Source organism: Mycolicibacterium llatzerense (assembly GCF_000878195.1).
In the GTDB taxonomy this organism is placed as follows: Bacteria; Actinomycetota; Actinomycetes; order Mycobacteriales; family Mycobacteriaceae; genus Mycobacterium; species Mycobacterium llatzerense.
Genome location: NZ_JXST01000006.1, coordinates 123,634 through 141,135, shown reverse-complemented (window position 1 = coordinate 141,135; position 17,502 = coordinate 123,634). Strand labels below are relative to the sequence as shown.

The window sequence follows — 17,502 nt, the reverse complement described above, 5'->3', positions numbered from 1 at the left end:
GGCAGCCAGGCGGGCTAGTGGACCACGTATCTGTGCACCCCGAGGATCGCGTTCTCGTCGGCCGGTTCCGTGGTGCACTCGTGCAGCGCCGCGCGCACCCCGTCGATGTCCATGCCGGTGCCGATGCACACCAGCTGGGTGCCGGCGCCGCGGCGCTTCTGCAGCCGCAGCGAGCCACCGACCAGCTGCAGCAGGTACCGGTGTCCGGCCCCGAAGTCGACGAAACCCTTTGCCCGGTACAGACCTTCGGGACGGTCCCGCAGCAGGGCCAGCAGCCGGCGCGGATTCAGGTGGGCGTCGGTGGCGTATTCGACGGCCTGGTAGACGGGGTGCTCGTGGTCGTGATCGTCGTGCAGCAGCTCGTCGAACGACAGCTGGGCCTGTGGGGCGCGCTCCGGAACGTCGATGAGCAGCGTCGGGTCGATGCGCGCAAAATCGGTGAGCTGCACCGGAACTCGCGGATTTTGGGCGCGAATTCGAGCGAGCACGTCGTCGATGTCGGCGGCTTCAGAGGCACGGTTGAGCACCACCAGATCGGCCACCGGCAACCCGTGCCCGAACTCCGGTTCGCATCCGTTGACCACCAGCACCAGGCCGGCGTAGTGGAAGTCGTCCGAGCCGGCGGTCATGATGGTGCGCGCCACCGCGGGCGGCTCGGCGACGCCGCTGGCCTCCACCACGATCAGGTCGAGGGCCGGGCGCACCGCCGCCAGCTTGCCCAGCATCTCGGCGACTTCACCGTCCTCGGCGACGCAGCAGATGCAGCCGTTGGACAGCGACGCCATGGCGTCGACCTGACCGGCGACCAGCATCGCATCGATGTTGACGGAGCCGAAGTCGTTGACCAGCACACCGATTCGCGCCCCGCGGCCATTGCGCAGCAGGTGATTCAGCAGCGTGGTCTTACCGGCGCCCAGAAAGCCGGCAACAGCGAGGACGGGGATACTCAAGATCAGACGGAGAGGCCAATCGGCGGCTTCACCGCGGCGTGCAACGCGACGATCCCACCGGTCAGGTTGCGCCACTTCACCTGCGACCAGCCGGAGGCCTCGATCTGGCGCGCCAGGTCGTCCTGGTCGGGCCAGGCCCGGATCGACTCGGCGAGGTAGACGTACGCCTCGGGATTGGACGACACCGCGGTGGCCATCGTCGGGAGCGCCTTCATCAGGTACTCCTTGTAGGCCGTGGCGAACAGCTGATTGGTCGGCGTGGAGAACTCGCACACCACCAGGCGGCCGCCCGGCCGGGTCACGCGGGCCATCTCGCGCAGGCCGGCGGTGAAGTCGACGACGTTGCGCAGCCCGAAGCTGATGGTCACCGCGTCGAACACACCGTCGTCGAACGGCAGTTTGGTGGCGTCGCCGGCGACCTTCGGGACGTCCCGGGCCGCGCCGGCCGCCAGCATGCCGACCGAGAAATCGCAGGCCACGCACCACGCGCCGGACGCCGCGAGTTCGACGGTCGACACCGCGGTCCCGGCAGCCAGGTCCAGCACCTTGTCACCTGGGCCGATGCCCAGCGCCGCGCGCGTCTGCCGCCGCCAGAACCGATCCTGGCCCAGCGACAGCACCGTATTGGTGATGTCGTAGCGACGGGCCACGCCGTCGAACATCGACGCGACCTCGTGCGGATCCTTCTCCAATGACGCGCGACTCACGTGGTTGACGCTACCGGCCACGGGAATGGAACGGCCACCGCAGGGGCTGTAAGCCGCATGGGTGCAAAAGTCTGGTTCATCACGGGTACATCGCGCGGCTTCGGACGGGAGTGGACGGCTGCGGCGCTGGAGCGCGGCGACAAGGTGGCCGCGACGGCGCGGGATGTGTCGACGCTCGACGATCTGGTGGCCAAGTACGGCGACGCACTGCTGCCGATCGCGCTCGATGTCACCGACCGGAACGCCGACTTCGCCGCGGTGCAGGCCGCGCACAAGCACTTCGGCCGGCTGGACGTCGTCGTCAACAACGCGGGCTACGGCCAGTTCGGCTTCGTCGAGGAGCTGTCCGAGGCCGAGGCCCGGGATCAGATCGAAACCAACGTCTTCGGCGCGCTGTGGATCACGCAGGCGGCGCTGCCGTACCTGCGCGCACAGGGCGGCGGGCACATCATCCAGGTGTCCTCGATCGGTGGCATCAGTGCGTTCGCGGGCCTCGGCGCGTACCACGCGTCCAAGTGGGCGCTGGAGGGTTTCTCGCAGTCGCTGGCCGCCGAGGTGGAGCGGTTCGGGATTCACGTCACGCTGATCGAGCCGGGCGGCTTCTCGACGGACTGGGGCGGCGCGTCAGCGAAGCGGACCACCGAGCTCGAGGTGTATGACGGGCTGCGCGCAGACGTCGCGCGCTGGCGCGGCGAGCGCAACGCGGTTCCGGGCAACCCGGAGGCGTCGGCCGCCGCGGTGCTCAAGATCGTCGATGCCGAGAACCCGCCGCTGCGAGTCTTTTTCGGTAGTGCACCGCTGCAGATCGCCAAGGCCGACTACGAAAACCGCTTGCGCACCTGGGAAGAGTGGCAGCCCGTCTCCGAGCTCGCCCAAGGCTGAGGGGACCACCCAGATGGCGGGCCTGAAATTCGTCCGACGAGTGGACGGGTTGACCTATGAGTTCGCCGAAGACGGTGAGGCTCACGGTTTCCCGTCCTACAAGCGGGTCGATCTGGATATCTGGGTCCGACGATTGCCGCATTTTGGGTGGGCGGTGTGCTCGGAATCTGGCGCGGTGTCGAGTCGCCCGTTCGATTACGCGGGGCTCGGCTACCTACCGCCCGAGGGCGTGTGGGTGAGCCGCAAGGATGACCGCTCGTACGTCTACGACCTGGTGCGAGTGACCTCGTAGCCGGACGGCCACGGTCCGCGACGGACCCTGACCCCTCTCGCGAACGCGCGTGTCTGCGCACGGCACGCCGGTGAATGCGTGCATATTCGTCACGCTCGGCGGTCGCGAGCGTGACGCTCCCGCACACCAAATACGGCGTGTCGCAGGCAAACACGCGCGCTCGCGGGAAGAGGAAAAGCGCTAGGCAGCCAGGGCGCGGCGCTCGCCGAGGACGGCGTCGTAGTGGCCGAGGAGTTCGTCGCACACGGCGGGCCACGTGCGGCCCAGCACGCTGCGCCGCGCGGCCACCGAGTAGCGGGACCGTTCGGCCAGCAGGTGATCGACCGCGGCGGGCAGGGACGCCTCGAAATCCGGTACCGGCAACAGCAATCCGGTGTGCATGGGCGTCACCAGGTCGCGCGGACCACCCGCATCCGGGGCGATCACCGGCAGACCCGACGCCATGGCCTCCTGTACCGCCTGACAGAACGTCTCGTGCTCCCCCGGGTGCACGAAAACGTCCATGCTGGCGTACGCCGTGGCCAGCTCCTGGCCATACAGCGCGCCGGTGAAAACTGCTGTGGGCAAGAGTTTTTCGAGCTTCGCCTGGTCGATGCCGTCACCGACCACCACGAGCTGCAGGTCATTGCGGCCGGCCAGTGCGGCCAGGCGCTCGACGTGCTTCTCCGGGGCCAACCGGCCGACGAAGCCCACCACCGGCTTACCGTCGGGCGACCATTGCGCCCGCAGCGCGGCACTGCGTGCCGACGGCGCGAAGCCTGTGACGTCGACGCCGCGACCCCACTTGTGCACACGCGGAATCCGATGGGAGACAAGGTCTTCCATGGTCGCACTGGACGGCGCCAGGGTCCGGTCGGCCCGTGAGTGCAGATGCCGGTTCCAGGCCCATGCGACGTTCGTCATCACGCCGACGCCGTAGCTCTGGGCGAACCCGGCGATGTCGGTCTGGAACACCGCGACGGTCGGGATACCGAGGAAGCGCGCGGCGTGCAGTCCGCCGTAGCCCAGTAGCGCGGGCGAGGCCAGGTGCACCACGTCGGGACGAAAATCGCGCAGTACCCGCACCATTCGCGGCCGCGGCACACCCAACGGCAATGACGTCACCTTGGGGAACATGCGGGACGGGATGCGGTGCACGGGGACATCTCCGCAGAAAGCGTCGGCGGGTTCTTCGCCCCGTGGTGTGTCCGGCGCGATCACCAGCGCCTCATGGCCGTTCCGGCGGAGGTGCTCGAGCACCCGGAGCACCGAATTGGTGACGCCGTTGACATTCGGGAGAAAGGACTCCGCCACGATCGCAACTCGCACACCTGCAGGCTGGCAGCGCAGCCTGACCGTCAGGTTGCCGACAGGGGTACGCGACGCGAAGACCCGCACAACTCGGGTACCCCCGGTATCGTCTGTCGCACCGAGGCGAGAAAGGGGTCAGCATGCGTCTACCTCGGCTGATCCTCGTATTGGCCACCGTGCTGGCACTCACCGGCTGCGGCCGCACCGTCTCCGGATCGGCGTTGCAGGACCCGGATGTGCCGGGCGTCTCCCTCACCGCGGATGGCTTCGGCATCATCGCGGGCCGGCCCGACGCCCCCGCGCAGATCGAGGTGTACACCGAGCCGCAGTGCACGCACTGCGCGCACCTGCAGGACACCGACGGACCGGAGATGAAGGGCCTGATCGCCCTAGGGCTGCTGACCGTCACCTACCGCCCGGTGACCTTCTTGGACACCGCGTACGGCTATTCGGCCAAGGTGGCGGGCGCGATGTTCCTGGCCGCGGGGCACGGCACCTCGGCGCCGGCACTGCAGGCGTACGTCGCGACATTGTGGGGGCACCAGAGCCCCGGGGGTTCGGCGCCGTCCGACGGTCAGCTCGCGGGCTGGGCCGCCGACTCCGGCGTCAGCGCCGAGGCCGTGGCGAGCATCCGGTCCGGCGGACATGCCGTCGACACCGACGAGATGACACTGACCAACGAGACCCGGCTGCAGGCGATCCGCGACGGTGACGCCGGCACGCCCACGGTGTACGACCTCAGCGCCGATGCCGTGGTCGACATCCAGGAGACCGGGTGGCTGGCCAAGCTGACCGGAGGTCAGCGGACCACCTAACCCAGCCGGCGCTGTACGAGAGTCACGAGGCCGAGCAGGACCCCGGCGACCAACCAGCCCACCACGGCGATCGATCCGGCGGGGATGACGGCGAGCGACGCGTTGCGGTTCTGCACCCGCACCAGATCCGGGTTGCTGCGGTCGTATTCGACGTAGATGCGCATCCCGGTCTCCAGCTCGGACGGGTACAGCACGCCGAGTTCGGGCCGGTAGGTGACGCGGTCGGGCGTCACGAATTCGATGGTGGAGCGCCGCGGGCCGGCCGAGAGCACCTCGGCGGCCGCGGTTCCCATGTTGTGCTCGATCTGCTGATCGTTACGCCAGGCACCGAGGACCAGCAGCACCGATTGCAGGGTCACCAGGCACGCCACGATGACGATGCCGATCCGGATCCGGCGGATGGTGCGCTGCGACCGGGTCTCCTCGCCGCTGCCGACGAGCAGCGGAATCAGCTTGTCCCACAAGGTATTGGCCCGGCACCGCAGGCCCGCCCAATTCAATGGGCGCCCTTGATCGCCGCCCGTATCGAAGCGTGCAGCGACCGCAGGGAGGACCGGTCCGCCTTGACCTCAAGCACGCGCATGCCCTCGAAGGGTTCGCGCAGTACGGCGGCCAGTCCGTCGGCCTCCACCTGCCGGCACTCGACGTGGTACGCCCGGCACAGGGCCGCGATGTCGACGTCGTGCGGCGTGCCGAAGATGCGCGACGACACGTCGGAGAACCGGGGATCGCCCTGCTCCAGCAGCTCGAAGATGCCGCCGCCGTTGTCGTTGGAGACGACGATGGTCAGCGCCTTCGGCGTCGGCTCGGTGGGGCCGATCAGCAGGCCCGAGCTGTCGTGCACGAAGGTCAGGTCGCCGATGAGCGCGACGGTCCGGCCTTTGGTGTGGGCCAGCGCGGCGCCGATGGCGGTGGACACGGTGCCGTCGATCCCGGCGACACCGCGGTTGGACCGCACCGAGATGTCGTGAGAGTTCAGCCCGACGAGCGCGGCGTCACGCACCGGGTTGGAGGCGCCGAGCACCAGTTGATCGCCCGGCTGCAGGCCGTCGGCGACGGCGGCCGCCACGTGCAGGCCGGTGGTCAGTTCGTAGGCCGCGAGCTGGTCGCGCACCGCGTGCTCGGCGCGGGCGTTGGCTTCGGCGCAGCGGCGGAGCCAGTCCGGGTCCGGGGTGCCGGAGGTGATGGCCCGGGTGCCGGTGGCCTGCGAATTGCCGGACACATCGGGCCAGCGCGGCCCGGTAGTCAGGGCGTAGACGGGCACCGACGGGTCCGCGAGCAGCGCCGACACCGGCCGGTGCAGCGTGGGCCGGCCCAGCATGATCACCTGCTGCGGCCTGACCAGTGACAGGGCCAGCGGGTGCACCGGGTTGTCGGCCGGCGGTGCGGTCGGTTCAGCGACGGTCGGCAGGTGCGACAGGTTCTCGTGGCGGCCCGCACCGTGGCCGGCGATGACGAGGGTGTCGGCGGTCAGGTCGATCTCGAGCGGCTGGTCGAACGTGACCGGCGGGGTGTAGGTCCACGGCCGGCCGTCGGGACGGCCTTCAGGGCAGTACGGGGCGCCGTGCGGCACCTCGTTTTCGTCGTCGGGCACCAGCGGTTCCCGCAGCGGGATGTCGAACTGCACCGGGCCGGCATTGGCAGTGCGAGAACCCTTGGCCGCCACCAGAACTCGACAGGTGGCCGAGCGCCACTGGGCATTGGACGCGGCCACGTCGGCCGTCGGCTCGGCCAGTCCGAGGCTGATTGTCGCCCGCACCTGATTGCCGAAATAGCCCAGCTGTTCCATGGTCTGGTTGGCGCCGGTGCCCAGCAGTTCGTACGGCCGGTTGGCGCTCAGCACGATCAGCGGCACGCGGGCGTAGTTCGCCTCGATCACCGCCGGACCGAGGTTGGCGACCGCGGTGCCCGACGTCATCGCGATGCACACCGGTGCACCCTCGGCGACCGCCAGGCCGACGGCCAGGTAGCCGGCGGTGCGCTCGTCGATGCGGACGTGCAGCCGCAGGCGGCCGGCCCGGTCGGCGTCGGCCAGCGCGAATGCCAGTGGCGCGTTACGCGAGCCGGGGCACAGCACCACGTCGCGGACGCCGCCGCGAATCAATTCGTCGACGACGACCCGCGCCTGAATCGTCGACGGGTTCATTGCTACAGCGTGTCACAGGGGCTAACCGGTCGGCCCCGCCGACGTCGGGTTGGCAGCGAAGAACTCCAGCGCGGCGGCGTTCACCACATCGGGACGTTCGATGAAGCCGAGGTGGCCGGCGTCGGGGATCTCCAGGTAGCGGCCCAGCGGGATGGCGTCGGCCACCTCCTTGGACAGGTGCGGCGGCAGCACGACGTCGTCGGCGAACCCGATCACCTGAACGGGCACCGCGATCTGCCGGTAGGCCGGCAGCCGGTTGGTTTCCGGTGCGACGGCGAGTTGGGCGCGCAGGCCCGGGGTGGCCTTGGTCGGCCACATGGTGAACATCTCGATCCAGTCCTGCACGGCGCGATCGTCGTTCAGCGTCTTGGGTGAAAAGTTCTCCAGCAGGCGGTTTTTCGCGTCCACCTCGGGCGGCAGCTCGATGCCCGCGGCCAGCAACGCCCGCTCGGCTTCGCGGAAGAAGGTGCGGGCCCGGTCCTCGCGGCCACGCGTGGCCATCAGCACCGCCGAGGACACCAGCTCGGGCCGCGCGACCATGAGCTCCTGGGCGATGAACGACCCCATCGAGACCCCGACGACGCGCACCGGTCCGCCGACGACCTTGTTGATCAGCGAGGCCGTGTCGGCGACGGCCTGGTCGGTGGAGAAGCCGATGGCATTCTCGGTGGCGCCGATGCCGCGGTTGTCGAAGGTGATGCAGCGGAAGCCGGCCCGCTGGAACGCCGGCACCTGGTGCAGGTGCCAGGTGCGGCCCGCGCCGCCTCGGCCTGCGATGAACAGCACCGGCTCGCCGGTACCGCCGCGGTCGTCGAATGCCAGATTCACCCGGCCGAGGTTACTGGACCCGTCAGCGGCGGGAACGGACGCGCTTGAGGGCCTGGTCCCACAACAGCGCCGTGGTGGCCTTGAGCTGTACGGGTTTGAGCAGCTCACGCGACATCAGGGCCGTCGCGCTGGCCTTGGTGGCGGCCGATGCCTTCGACATGTGCCCGGAGTCGAACGGCGGCTGCGGGTCATATTCCATGGACAGCTGGATGGCCTTGGCCTTGTCTTCGCCGGCGATCTGGCCGGCCAGCCACAGGCCCAGGTCGATGCCGGCGGACACCCCCGCACACGTGACGATGTGCTCTCCGGCCGGCACGATCCGCTCGTCGGTGACGGGTTCGACGCCGAACGTACGTAGCAGCTGCACGGCCGCCCAGTGCGACGTCGCGCGTTTGCCGGTGAGCAGACCCGCGGAGGCCAGGATCACCGACCCCGAGCAGACCGACGCCGTCCAGGTGGAGCTCTGGTGGGCCCGCCGGACCCAGTCGAGCACCTTCTCGTCGCGGGCGTGCTCCATGGTGCTGAACCCGCCCGGAATCAGGATGATGTCGGGCGACGGGGTCTCGTCGAAGGAATGGGTGGCACCCACCAAGAGCACGCCGGAGTCCGCGGCGATGGGACCGGGCTCGTGCCAGACGAAGCGGACCTCGGTGTCGGGCAGCCAGCGCAACGACTCGTAGGGTCCGATGAAGTCGAGGGCCGTGAACCCCGGGTACAGCACGATGGCAACCTGCATGATCTCTCCTCTAGGCGAAGGTTTTGCGGTACTGGTCCGGCGAAACGCCAACGCGGCGAACGAAACTGCGGCGCAGCGTCTCGGCGCTGCCGAATCCGCAGCGGGCCGCGATGGCGGTGACGGTGTCGTCGGTCTCGGTGAGTTGCCGACGGGCCGCATCGGTGCGGACCCGCTCGACGTAGGCCGCGGGCGGCTCCCCCACCTCGGCGGTGAAGGTGCGGGTGAAGTGCCGCGGGCTCATCGCCGCGGCGCGCGCCAGCTCCGGAACACTGTGCGCGCCGGCGGGTTCGGATTCGATGAGCTCCTGCACGTCGCGAATCGGCTCGCGCTTGGCACGGGGCATCCAGACCGGCGGCGCGAACTGCGTCTGCCCGCCGGGCCGGCGCAGGTACAGCACCAGCCAGCGGGCCACGTTCTGGGCGACGTCGGTGCCGTAGTCGTCTTCGACGAGGGCCAGCGCCAGATCAATGCCGGCAGTGACGCCGGCCGCGGTCCACACCTGCTCGGAGCTGCGGACGAAGATCGGATCGGCATCGACTGCGATGCGCGGAAATTCGCGGGCCAGCTGGTCCGCCGAGGCCCAGTGTGTGGTCGCCGAGCAGCCGTCGAGCAGGCCGGCCTCCGCGGCCAGGAACGCGCCGTTGCAGACGCTGACGATCCGGCGTGCGTGCGGTGCGGCGGTACGAATCCAGTCCATGACGGCAGGGTTGCCCCGGGCCTGGTCGACCCCCATGCCGCCGGGCAGCACCACGGTGTCGATCGGTTGGCTCGGGTCCGGCGGCGGCTTCGCGACGAACTCGAGCCCAGTCAGGGTGGAGACGGGGCCGCCGTCGGCCGAGGTCAGGACCGGGGCGTAGCCCTCGTCCCCGCGTCCCATCACGGCCAGTTGCACCGTGGCCAAGGTGAACACGTCGAACGGGCCGACGACGTCGAGGGCCTGCACTCCGCGAAAGCCGAGGAGCACCACAGATCGCGTCACGCATCCCATCGTGCGCCGCCACTCCCGTGGCGTCTACGCCACGGGGCCCACAAATTAGGACAAACCGGTCAGTGGGATGAGTTCCGGCCGAGGATCCCGCCGACGAGCCGCTGCAGCGGTCCTGGAGTCGAGCTGTCGGGGGCGGCGGCGCGCGCTGCGGCGCCGTAGCCCGCTCCCACTACAACGTCACACAGCTCGGCCGCGCTGATGTCACCGTCGGTCTCGATGGTCGCGGTCTTGGTGGCGAAGCTGACCGACGCGCGCACGCCGTCGATCTTGTTGAGTGATTTCTGCACCCGCCGGGAGCACATGCCACACGACATTCCGGTGATGTCGAGATAGATGGTGCCGGTGGCCGGCGCCTCGTGCCGCGGTTCGGTCACATCGGTCAACGTCGATTCCTCACAATCTGGCGCGCGTGGCGCCCTTTCCTGATCAGTCGCCGGGCGGCGCCCATCAGTTCCTGGCAATCTCGGTGCGGTCGGATGCCAGGGCACCGCGCAGCGACGGCGGCGTGCTGATGCACTCCGCAACGGATGCGAAATCGACGTCGACAGTGGGATATTCGGCCAGATAGTCGGCATACGTCCGGCCGCGCAACCTGCTCCCCAACCCGATCCACGCATCGATCACCGCCCACCGCGACGGATTTTGGGCCGCCCACACGCTACGGTCCAGCCGGTCTTTCCACTGCGCGATATCGATGGCGTCGAACCCGAAGCCGCTGAGAAACTCTGTGTAAGGCACCTTTTCGCCGCGCAGGACCGTCAGGCCGCGTCCCAACTCGGCGGCCGGCGAGAACTCGGGCACGAGCCCGAGAATGCCGTGCGCGGCAGCCACGCCGGTGGTGACCTCTTCGGTCAAGGGCACCACCGGGCACGCACCCAACGCGGTGCAGGCATCGAGAATCGCGACCAGGATGTCGGCGGATCGCTCGAGTTGGTGGGCGTCGCCGAGTACCCTGGGCAGTCGCACGACCGCGAAGTCAAGTTCACCCGGGGTGCGTGCAACGATCAACTCCGCCAACGACTTCGAGGCGGCGTAGGGGTACGGCGCGCAGCGGGGGTCGGTCACGCGGGCCGCCGTCACGTCGGCGTTGACGACGAAGGTCGACAGCTGGACCAACCTGGTGCCGCGCCGCGCACACGCTTCGGCGATCGACGCCACCGCAGACACGTTGGCCGCTCGCAGCCGGTGATAGGGCACCAACACGTTGGTGTTGCCGATGCAGTTCACCACGGTGCCGGCACCGACGTCGTCCAGTAGGGCACCGAGTTCAGCGACGCCGAAGCCGTCTGGGCTATGCACGACGTCGACGCCGTCCACTGATCGCAGGGTGGACCACGGGTCATGTTCCGGCAGTGGCGATCTCGCGACGAATACCACGTCAGGGCAATGTTGCCCGGACTGTTTGCGGTCGAGAACCGCCCGGGCGAATCCGGTGCCCAGAATGCCCGACGCCCCGAGGACCACGAGAGTCGGTACGCCGCCACTGAGCGGGAGCCGACGGGCGGGGGCCGAACCGTGGCCCGGCTGCTGCGTCGCGGACAGATCGTGGGCGATCTCGGCCGCCGTCTCGGCGTCCATCCAGGCATCGATATCAGGCCGGGAGCCAACCACATTGGCAGCGGTGTCAGCGCTGATCAGATCGAGAATGGACAGCTGCCAATCCAGGAATCGCCGGGTGTCGGGCAGGATGCGGATCAGGTCGAGCGAACCGATACCCGCGTCCAACAGCGACCCGTCCGGCCGAATAGCGCGCCCCAGCTTCCGGCTCCACAGCTCGGCCAAGGCGGTGGCCCGGGGATCCCGATCGGCGTCGTCAGGCGCAATCTCAATTGCCGCAGTCAGTTTCGCGCGGTCCACTTTCCCGTTGGGCTGCCTCGGGATGGCCGGGACGCCGACCACCAGGAACGCCGGTACCCCGAGCGCTCTGGCGATGCTGCGGATTCGATCGGCGGCTACCCGATCGTCGTGTCCGGCACGGGTCTTTGGCGTCTGGAACCAGATGCCCAAACCGTTTCCGGCGAGTTCCACCGCAACGTCGGAAACCCCGGGGTCGGCAGACAACCGGCGCAGCAGCTCGGCGATGTCGAAGCGCTTGCCGGCGATCTTGACCACTGCGTCGCGACGCCCGGCCAGCACTGGGTAGCCGGCGCTGTCTGTGGTCACCCGGTCGCCGGTGGCGAATGCCCGGTACCGGGAGCCGTCGGGAGCCTGCACCGCGCCGAAACTCGTGCCGTCCTGGCCGAGATAGCCGGCCGATACCAACTCCCCCACCACGACGACCTCACCGAAACCGACGAACACCGAGCCAGGCACCAGCGGGTGGCCGAGCCTGGCCCGGGTGTGGTCGGGTTCATCGGCAGCGATCGGCAACTGGGTGACGACCACAGTGGTCTCGGTCGGACCATACGTCGAGATCAGGGAGATGCCCTGGCTCCCAACGGCATCCAGCCACTTGTCTACCGCGGTGGACCGGACGGCCTCGCCGCCGATGATCACCTGACGCAGTGCTGATCCACTCAGCGCCACCAGCGTCTCGTCGTCCTCACACAGCAGGTGCCAGACCGCGGTGGGCAGATCGAGAATGGTCGCGATGTGCACCGCGAGGTCGCGGGCCAGCGCCGGCAGGTCACCGGCACGCATCGCGGCGGACCGCACCACGCGCGCCCCACAAGCCAGGGCACCGAAGACTTCTTCCACGCTGATGTCCGATGTGAGCGGCGCGCACTGCAGGACGGTGTCCGCCGGCCCCCAGCCGTAGGCCTCCCGCACCGCGCCGCAGAAGGCGGCCAGCGCACCATGCGTCACCGGAACGAGTTTGGGCTGCCCCGTCGAGCCGGACGTCGGCATCACATAGGCGAGCCGGGAAGCCAGCCGGTGGTCTTGCGCGACATGGCCGATGCGGTCTTCGACGAGTTCTCTTGTCGTGCTGTCCAACTCGGCACGTTGCACACAGACGTCGACGGCGTGTGCGCGGGCACCGCAGTGCTCAGCGATGGCGTCGACCCGCAAGGTCACGTCGTCGGGCGTCGCACAGGCGCTGTAACCACAACCCGCCAAATGGCACGCGATCAGGAACTCCACCGTGCGCTGGGACTCGTCGTCGAGGAAGACCAGCACATCGCCGGGATCGGCACCGGCGCCGATGATCTCGGCGATCCACCGGTCGACGCCGGGACCCCGGCACTGCCCCAGATCCACGTCCAGGAACCAGGCGCGGGTCGCAACCGACGGGAGGAAGCGCACCCCGGTACCGGCATCGAGCCGACCGTCGGCCCTGAGGCCGAACCACTGCCCGACGGTCAACGCGAGCGGCTCGTCCCAGTGCACGTCCATCGATCGCAGTGCCGCGACGATGCGGTCAGCGATGTTCGACTCGTCGGCGCGTTCAGGTTGATCGAGTCGCGCCCAGATGGCGACGTCGATGGAGCGCTGGGCCTCATCGTGGACGCAGGCCACGGTCATCCCCTCGACCGGGCCGATATCGGTGACCACCGGAGGTTCGGACAGGTACGGCTGCAGTTCCGCCGCGCACCGGCCGCGCAGGAAATTGACCGTCAGCGCTTCGACGTGCGCGCTGCGGGTGATCGCCAGTTGCATTCGGCGATAACGCTCTTCACGAAACCAGCGGCGCCGCACAGCCTTGACGTAGCCACGATCGATCGCGGTCACCACGTCCCGGACCGAGGCGAAAGGCGGGAACCGCACCGGCTGGGCGACCGAGTTCACCAGGCAGGTGGCGACGTTCAACTCCGGAGCACCGAAGCGGTTGTCCACCGGATGCACCAGCAGGCCCTCGGTGCTCTGACGCAGGCCCGCATGCACCGCCACCGCGGCTGCGGACACCAGGATGTTCAGCGGTACCTGCTTTGCTTCGGCGAGCGCGACGATCTCGTCGTAGGCCCGCCCGGTGACCCGGCGCGATTCGCGCAAGACGCCCCGGCCGGCGGTGCCGAGTGCCGCGCCAGCCGCGCCCGGTGTGGGATTGCCGCACAACGCCTGTTCGGTCAGCTCACGATGTACCGCGGCGCCGTGGCGTTCGGTTGCCTGCGCCACCTGCGCGCTCTCGCTGCGGTGCGCCGCGTCGACTGCGTCCAAAGCCATTGCAGGACTGGGCTGTTGCCCGGGAGTACCCAGATGTCGGGCCAGGTCGGCTTCGATGATTGCCGTCGCCGCACCGTCGAGCAGGATGTGGTGGGTGTGCACGTCCATGCCCACCACCTCACCGCTGACATCGGTGTGCACGACGTAGCGCACGAGCGGCGTCTCGAGTACGCCGTCTGCCCACAGCTCCGCGGTCGCGTCGCCGACCGAGTCGGCCCGTCCTCGCACGTGAACGATATCCGGGAAACGCAGCCGGGCAGCAAATTCGGGGTACCCGTCGCCGACCACTGGTGGCATCAGGACACACAGCTGAATGGGGTTGTCCAGCACGGTTGCTTCCAGCGCGGACAGGAATGCCGCCGACGGTATCGGCCGGAACCGGTAACTCTTGCCGATCAGGTACAGCGTCGGATCCGGGTCCTGCAGCACCCCGTGGTAGATGTTCTGCTGGGAGATGCTCAGCGGAATCCGTCCGATCCGACCATCAGGCGCCGTCACGGACACCCTCCAACTCCCGGGCCCAGTCTTCGATCGTCAGCTCCTGCGCGAGGCGCTTCAACAGGTCCGATTCCCGATCCACCCCAAGGCGTTTCATCAGGAGGACGAATCGGACCGAGTCCAGCCCGAGTTCTCGCAGATCGGTGGAGTCGCCGTCGAACAGATCGGATTCGTCGATGTACAGCACGTCGGATACGGCGGCCAGCACACGTTCGCGGACGTCGTCAGCCATGGACCGCCGCTGCCAGCGCGGCCCGAATCACCTTGCCGGACTGCGTCCTCGGAATATCGGTGACCAGCGTGATGGTCGACGGTCTGGCCATCGACTCCGACTCGGCCCGATAGCGCGCCGCGATCGCTTGCTTGAGCTTACGGACCTCGCCGTCATCGAGGTCACCGGCGGGGATCACGGCCAGCCCGATCAGGGCACCGAATTCGGCATCGGGTATCTCGAAGCACGCCGCCGCGTCGACGCCGGGGACGCTCTCGGCGATCCGGTCCACCTCGTCGGGTGCGACGTTGACACCGCCGGAGATGATCATCTCCGATGACCGGCCCTTGATGTAGAAGTAACCGTCGGCACCACGGTCGAAGATGTCGCCCGTGTTGACCCAGCCGTCGACCAGCACGTCACCGGTGCGTTCGGGACTGTTCCAGTACCCCAACATGTTTGCCGGGGATTTGATCCACAGGGTGCCCGACTCACCGCCGCCGGCCAGACGCACCTCGACCCCGGGATACGGCCGCCCGACCGCGCCCGCCTCGATCCGGGCGATCGACCCCGGCGAAGTCGGCAGACACAAGGCCGTACAACCTGTTTCGCTCAGACCGAAGACCTGCGCCGTGTGAATGCCTGCGGCCTCGACGAATTGCACGTCGGCCGCGATGGCACGCGAGCCGCCGTAGCCGATCATCCGCAGCGGCGGCAGCGCCGCGCCGCTCTTCACCTCAGCCACCAGGCGCGTCAACAGAGTCGGCACCAAACAGGTCGAGGCGATCCGGTTGGTCTGGAGAATCTCTGCCAGCGACGCCGAATTCTCACCGCCGGTGACACATTCGCTGCCGTGCATCAGGCAGTTGAGGATCCACCACAGTCCGCCGATGTGACTGGCCGGCAATGGCGAGTAGGTGGCTTCGCCCGCCACCCAGCTGATCCAGGTCAGATTTTCGCGCGCCAGGATGTCGGCGACGGCGAAGAAGGTCCGGTTGGGCAGCAGCACAGCTTTCGGCTCACCGGTGGTCCCGCTGGTGAAGATCATCGCCAACGGATCATCGGCGGTGAGTTCCGGTTGGGCGACGGCGGGCAGGGTCCCGGTGTACTCGGCAATGCCATCGGTGAAGTCGACGGCGATCACCGGGACGGAGCGCAGCGTGCTCGGCAGCGCCGCGGGCGCTGTTCCCGGGGTCAGGAATGCCGCACTGGGACTGGTGATCTCACCGAAACGAGCGACCGTCACGCTCGGGACACCACGATCCACCAGCACGGCGATCGCGCCGAGTCGGGCACACGCCAACACCGCGACATAGGTCTCGGGACCGTTGTCCGACATCACCAGTACCCGGCACCCGCGAGAAACCCCGTGCGCGTGCAACTCGGCTGCCAGGCCAGTCACCAAGGCGGCGAGTTGCCCGTATTCGACGGCGCTGGTGCCGTCGCAGCGCCGCAACGCGATTGCCCGCGGCTGCTGTCGCGCTTGCGTGAAGAGCCGGCCCAGCACATTGGGCGGTTGCGTGATCATCGTGCTCACGGGATGTTGAGGATCGCGAGTTCGAACTCGCCGAAGGCGGATCCGCCGTGGTCGTCGTAAAACTCGATGGCGCAAGGGACTTTCAAGTACCGCCAAGACCGCTCGACGACCTCGATGCCCTCGCACGTCAGCCGGGCGGAGAACTTGCCCGCATCGATCTGTCGCTTGTAGCGCGACGCGGTGGACCGGATCAGCATGCTGGACAACTGGTTCTCGAAATAGTCGTCGATCGACCAGCCCCGAAACCCGTCGATCTCGCCGCGTCGCACCGCCGGCGCGAACGCGGAGTACGCAAGCTGGTTGAAGCACAGCACCAGTTCGACGGCGTTGAAATGTCCGGTGCTGCGGATGTACACCGACTCCGGAATGCTGAAATTCCCGGTCGCGTACATCGAATCGCCGGCGGCGCGGTACGTCGCGTCCGTGAGATACCGGCAACCCTTGTACGCATACGGCTCCAGCACTCTGGTCAGGAGTTCTTCCGGAATCTGCTCAGTGCCAGCCGATTCCGCCGCACCCATCGGCGAGGTCAGTTCCGTGGTGCTCATGCCGCGTGCCCCGGCGTCGCCAGACCGTCGAGCATGGTCAACCGGTACGTCGTCAGCGTCCCCGCCGCGGTGCCGTGCTTTGCCCGGTGGATCAACGCCCTGTTGTCCCACAAGATGATGTCGCCGACCTCATAGTGCTGCGCATGGATGAACGGAGATGCGAAGTCCGCGTCGAGCTGGCCGGTGGCAGCGAGGAGTTCGTGCAGTACCGACTGGTCGAGCACCTCGCCTTCGCCGTCTTCGATCTTGCTGGTGCCGGTGGAGCAGATGTAGAGGATTTCCTGGCCGGTGTGCGGGTGCCGGATCACCGTCGGCCACTTGATCGGTGGCGTCGTGCGGTTGATCTCATCCCACACCTCGCCGATCGGCTTGTAGACGTCTCCGGGGCGAATCTTGATGTGGCGCCGCGGATCATGCGTGCTGAAGGTCCCCCGCACCGGCTCCTGCTGTGCCGGCGGCAAGGATTCCCACACCTTGTTGAGGTCGATGAAGTACGTACCGCGGTCGGCTCCCGGCACCGTCAACGGCATCACCATGGAGAACGCGAACGGCTCCGGCATGAACATGTAGTCGATGTGCCAGAACGCACCCGTGCGCGGCACACCCTGACCCTCCTCCGTGGATGAGACGAAGATCTCCGGATGCTCGCTGTGGTGGTATACGGGCTCGTAGTACGTGACGATCTCACCGAGAATCCGGCCGAGCTCGATGAACTGCACCGGCGTCAGATGCAGTCCCTTCAGGACGACAAGCTTGTTCTCGTAGACGATTTCGCGGAGTTCGTCGGCCGAGATGTTGCTCAGGTTGTTCGGGTCGATTCCAACGACCTGCGCTCCGAGCCCTCGCCCCTGCACATTGAGTGTCACCGACGTACCTCCACCAAGTTTGCTGCACTGCGCTGACATGGCATTGAAATCCGTTGCCCCACAACGCAGAAGATCATTGTCGTTTCTGCCTTCAATTGATGTAGTCG

At 68.1% G+C, this 17,502-nt stretch carries 17 protein-coding genes; 3 read left to right on the top strand and 14 right to left on the bottom strand.

The window, feature by feature from the left end:
- Nucleotides 1–14: 14 nt before the first annotated feature.
- Both TL10_RS06230 and TL10_RS06225 read right to left on the bottom strand, forming a co-directional pair.
- Nucleotides 15–950: a CobW family GTP-binding protein gene (locus TL10_RS06230; RefSeq protein ID WP_043984923.1), complete on the bottom strand. Its 936-nt coding sequence runs from the start codon at nt 948–950 to the stop codon at nt 15–17.
- A gap of 2 nt (nt 951–952) precedes the next feature.
- Nucleotides 953–1,657, bottom strand: a complete 705-nt coding sequence (locus TL10_RS06225) for a demethylmenaquinone methyltransferase (RefSeq protein WP_043985000.1) — start codon at nt 1,655–1,657, stop codon at nt 953–955.
- A 57-nt stretch (nt 1,658–1,714) separates the two neighbouring features.
- On the opposite strand from TL10_RS06225, the gene TL10_RS06220 reads away from it, so the two are divergent.
- Together TL10_RS06220 and TL10_RS06215 are read left to right on the top strand one after the other, a co-directional pair.
- Nucleotides 1,715–2,539 (top strand): SDR family oxidoreductase, encoded by an 825-nt coding sequence (locus TL10_RS06220; RefSeq protein ID WP_043401500.1) that lies wholly within the window; start codon nt 1,715–1,717, stop codon nt 2,537–2,539.
- Nucleotides 2,540–2,552: 13 nt separating this feature from the next.
- The gene (locus tag TL10_RS06215) at nt 2,553–2,831 is read left to right on the top strand and encodes a hypothetical protein (RefSeq protein WP_043401498.1); all 279 of its coding nucleotides are present in this window, start codon (nt 2,553–2,555) and stop codon (nt 2,829–2,831) included.
- A gap of 180 nt (nt 2,832–3,011) precedes the next feature.
- On the opposite strand, the gene TL10_RS06210 is transcribed toward TL10_RS06215, so the two are convergent.
- Complete coding sequence (locus tag TL10_RS06210; RefSeq protein ID WP_043402130.1) at nt 3,012–4,139, bottom strand: glycosyltransferase family 4 protein; 1,128 nt, start codon at nt 4,137–4,139, stop codon at nt 3,012–3,014.
- 122 nt (nt 4,140–4,261) lie between these two features.
- Between TL10_RS06210 and TL10_RS06205 the strand changes: the two genes are divergently transcribed.
- Complete coding sequence (locus tag TL10_RS06205; protein WP_043984922.1) at nt 4,262–4,936, top strand: DsbA family protein; 675 nt, start codon at nt 4,262–4,264, stop codon at nt 4,934–4,936.
- On the opposite strand, the gene TL10_RS06200 is transcribed toward TL10_RS06205, so the two are convergent.
- The 11 genes from TL10_RS06200 to scoE form a co-directional block, all read right to left on the bottom strand.
- Nucleotides 4,933–5,436, bottom strand: coding sequence for a DUF3592 domain-containing protein (locus TL10_RS06200; protein WP_377042034.1), 504 nt, complete (start codon nt 5,434–5,436; stop codon nt 4,933–4,935). The genes TL10_RS06205 and TL10_RS06200 overlap by 4 nt on opposite strands.
- Complete coding sequence (menD, locus tag TL10_RS06195) at nt 5,433–7,082, bottom strand: 2-succinyl-5-enolpyruvyl-6-hydroxy-3-cyclohexene-1-carboxylic-acid synthase (protein WP_043984920.1); 1,650 nt, start codon at nt 7,080–7,082, stop codon at nt 5,433–5,435. The genes TL10_RS06200 and menD overlap by 4 nt, the downstream gene beginning before the upstream one ends.
- A gap of 21 nt (nt 7,083–7,103) precedes the next feature.
- Nucleotides 7,104–7,910 (bottom strand): alpha/beta fold hydrolase, encoded by an 807-nt coding sequence (locus TL10_RS06190; protein ID WP_043984919.1) that lies wholly within the window; start codon nt 7,908–7,910, stop codon nt 7,104–7,106.
- 22 nt (nt 7,911–7,932) lie between these two features.
- Complete coding sequence (locus TL10_RS06185; RefSeq protein WP_043401491.1) at nt 7,933–8,646, bottom strand: DJ-1/PfpI family protein; 714 nt, start codon at nt 8,644–8,646, stop codon at nt 7,933–7,935.
- 10 nt (nt 8,647–8,656) lie between these two features.
- Nucleotides 8,657–9,634: a GlxA family transcriptional regulator gene (locus tag TL10_RS06180; protein ID WP_110788976.1), complete on the bottom strand. Its 978-nt coding sequence runs from the start codon at nt 9,632–9,634 to the stop codon at nt 8,657–8,659.
- A gap of 59 nt (nt 9,635–9,693) precedes the next feature.
- Nucleotides 9,694–10,008 (bottom strand): heavy-metal-associated domain-containing protein, encoded by a 315-nt coding sequence (locus TL10_RS30565; RefSeq protein ID WP_052506318.1) that lies wholly within the window; start codon nt 10,006–10,008, stop codon nt 9,694–9,696.
- Between the two features lie 73 nt (nt 10,009–10,081).
- Nucleotides 10,082–14,233 (bottom strand): AMP-binding protein, encoded by a 4,152-nt coding sequence (locus tag TL10_RS06170; protein ID WP_043984917.1) that lies wholly within the window; start codon nt 14,231–14,233, stop codon nt 10,082–10,084.
- Entirely contained in the window at nt 14,220–14,465 is a 246-nt protein-coding gene (locus TL10_RS06165; protein WP_043984916.1) for an acyl carrier protein, read from the bottom strand. Before TL10_RS06165 ends, TL10_RS06170 begins: the two co-directional genes overlap by 14 nt.
- On the bottom strand, nt 14,458–15,951 hold the full coding sequence (gene fadD10, locus TL10_RS06160) for a fatty acid--CoA ligase FadD10 (RefSeq protein ID WP_192830191.1): 1,494 nt from the start codon (nt 15,949–15,951) through the stop codon (nt 14,458–14,460). The genes TL10_RS06165 and fadD10 overlap by 8 nt, the downstream gene beginning before the upstream one ends.
- A 26-nt stretch (nt 15,952–15,977) precedes the next feature.
- Nucleotides 15,978–16,529 (bottom strand): FcoT family thioesterase, encoded by a 552-nt coding sequence (locus tag TL10_RS06155; protein ID WP_043984915.1) that lies wholly within the window; start codon nt 16,527–16,529, stop codon nt 15,978–15,980.
- Nucleotides 16,526–17,395, bottom strand: coding sequence for a (3R)-3-[(carboxymethyl)amino]fatty acid oxygenase/decarboxylase (gene scoE, locus TL10_RS06150; RefSeq protein ID WP_043401479.1), 870 nt, complete (start codon nt 17,393–17,395; stop codon nt 16,526–16,528). Before scoE ends, TL10_RS06155 begins: the two co-directional genes overlap by 4 nt.
- Nucleotides 17,396–17,502 lie beyond the last annotated feature (107 nt).

Coding starts and splice junctions, on each gene's coding strand:
- TL10_RS06185 (WP_043401491.1), bottom strand. CDS start 8,646: ATGCAGGTTGCCATCGTGCTGTACCCGGGGTTCACGGCCCTCGACTTC.
- TL10_RS06215 (WP_043401498.1), top strand. CDS start 2,553: ATGGCGGGCCTGAAATTCGTCCGACGAGTGGACGGGTTGACCTATGAG.
- TL10_RS06180 (WP_110788976.1), bottom strand. CDS start 9,634: ATGGGATGCGTGACGCGATCTGTGGTGCTCCTCGGCTTTCGCGGAGTG.
- menD (WP_043984920.1), bottom strand. CDS start 7,082: ATGAACCCGTCGACGATTCAGGCGCGGGTCGTCGTCGACGAATTGATT.
- TL10_RS06155 (WP_043984915.1), bottom strand. CDS start 16,529: ATGAGCACCACGGAACTGACCTCGCCGATGGGTGCGGCGGAATCGGCT.
- TL10_RS06220 (WP_043401500.1), top strand. CDS start 1,715: ATGGGTGCAAAAGTCTGGTTCATCACGGGTACATCGCGCGGCTTCGGA.
- TL10_RS06205 (WP_043984922.1), top strand. CDS start 4,262: ATGCGTCTACCTCGGCTGATCCTCGTATTGGCCACCGTGCTGGCACTC.
- TL10_RS06165 (WP_043984916.1), bottom strand. CDS start 14,465: ATGGCTGACGACGTCCGCGAACGTGTGCTGGCCGCCGTATCCGACGTG.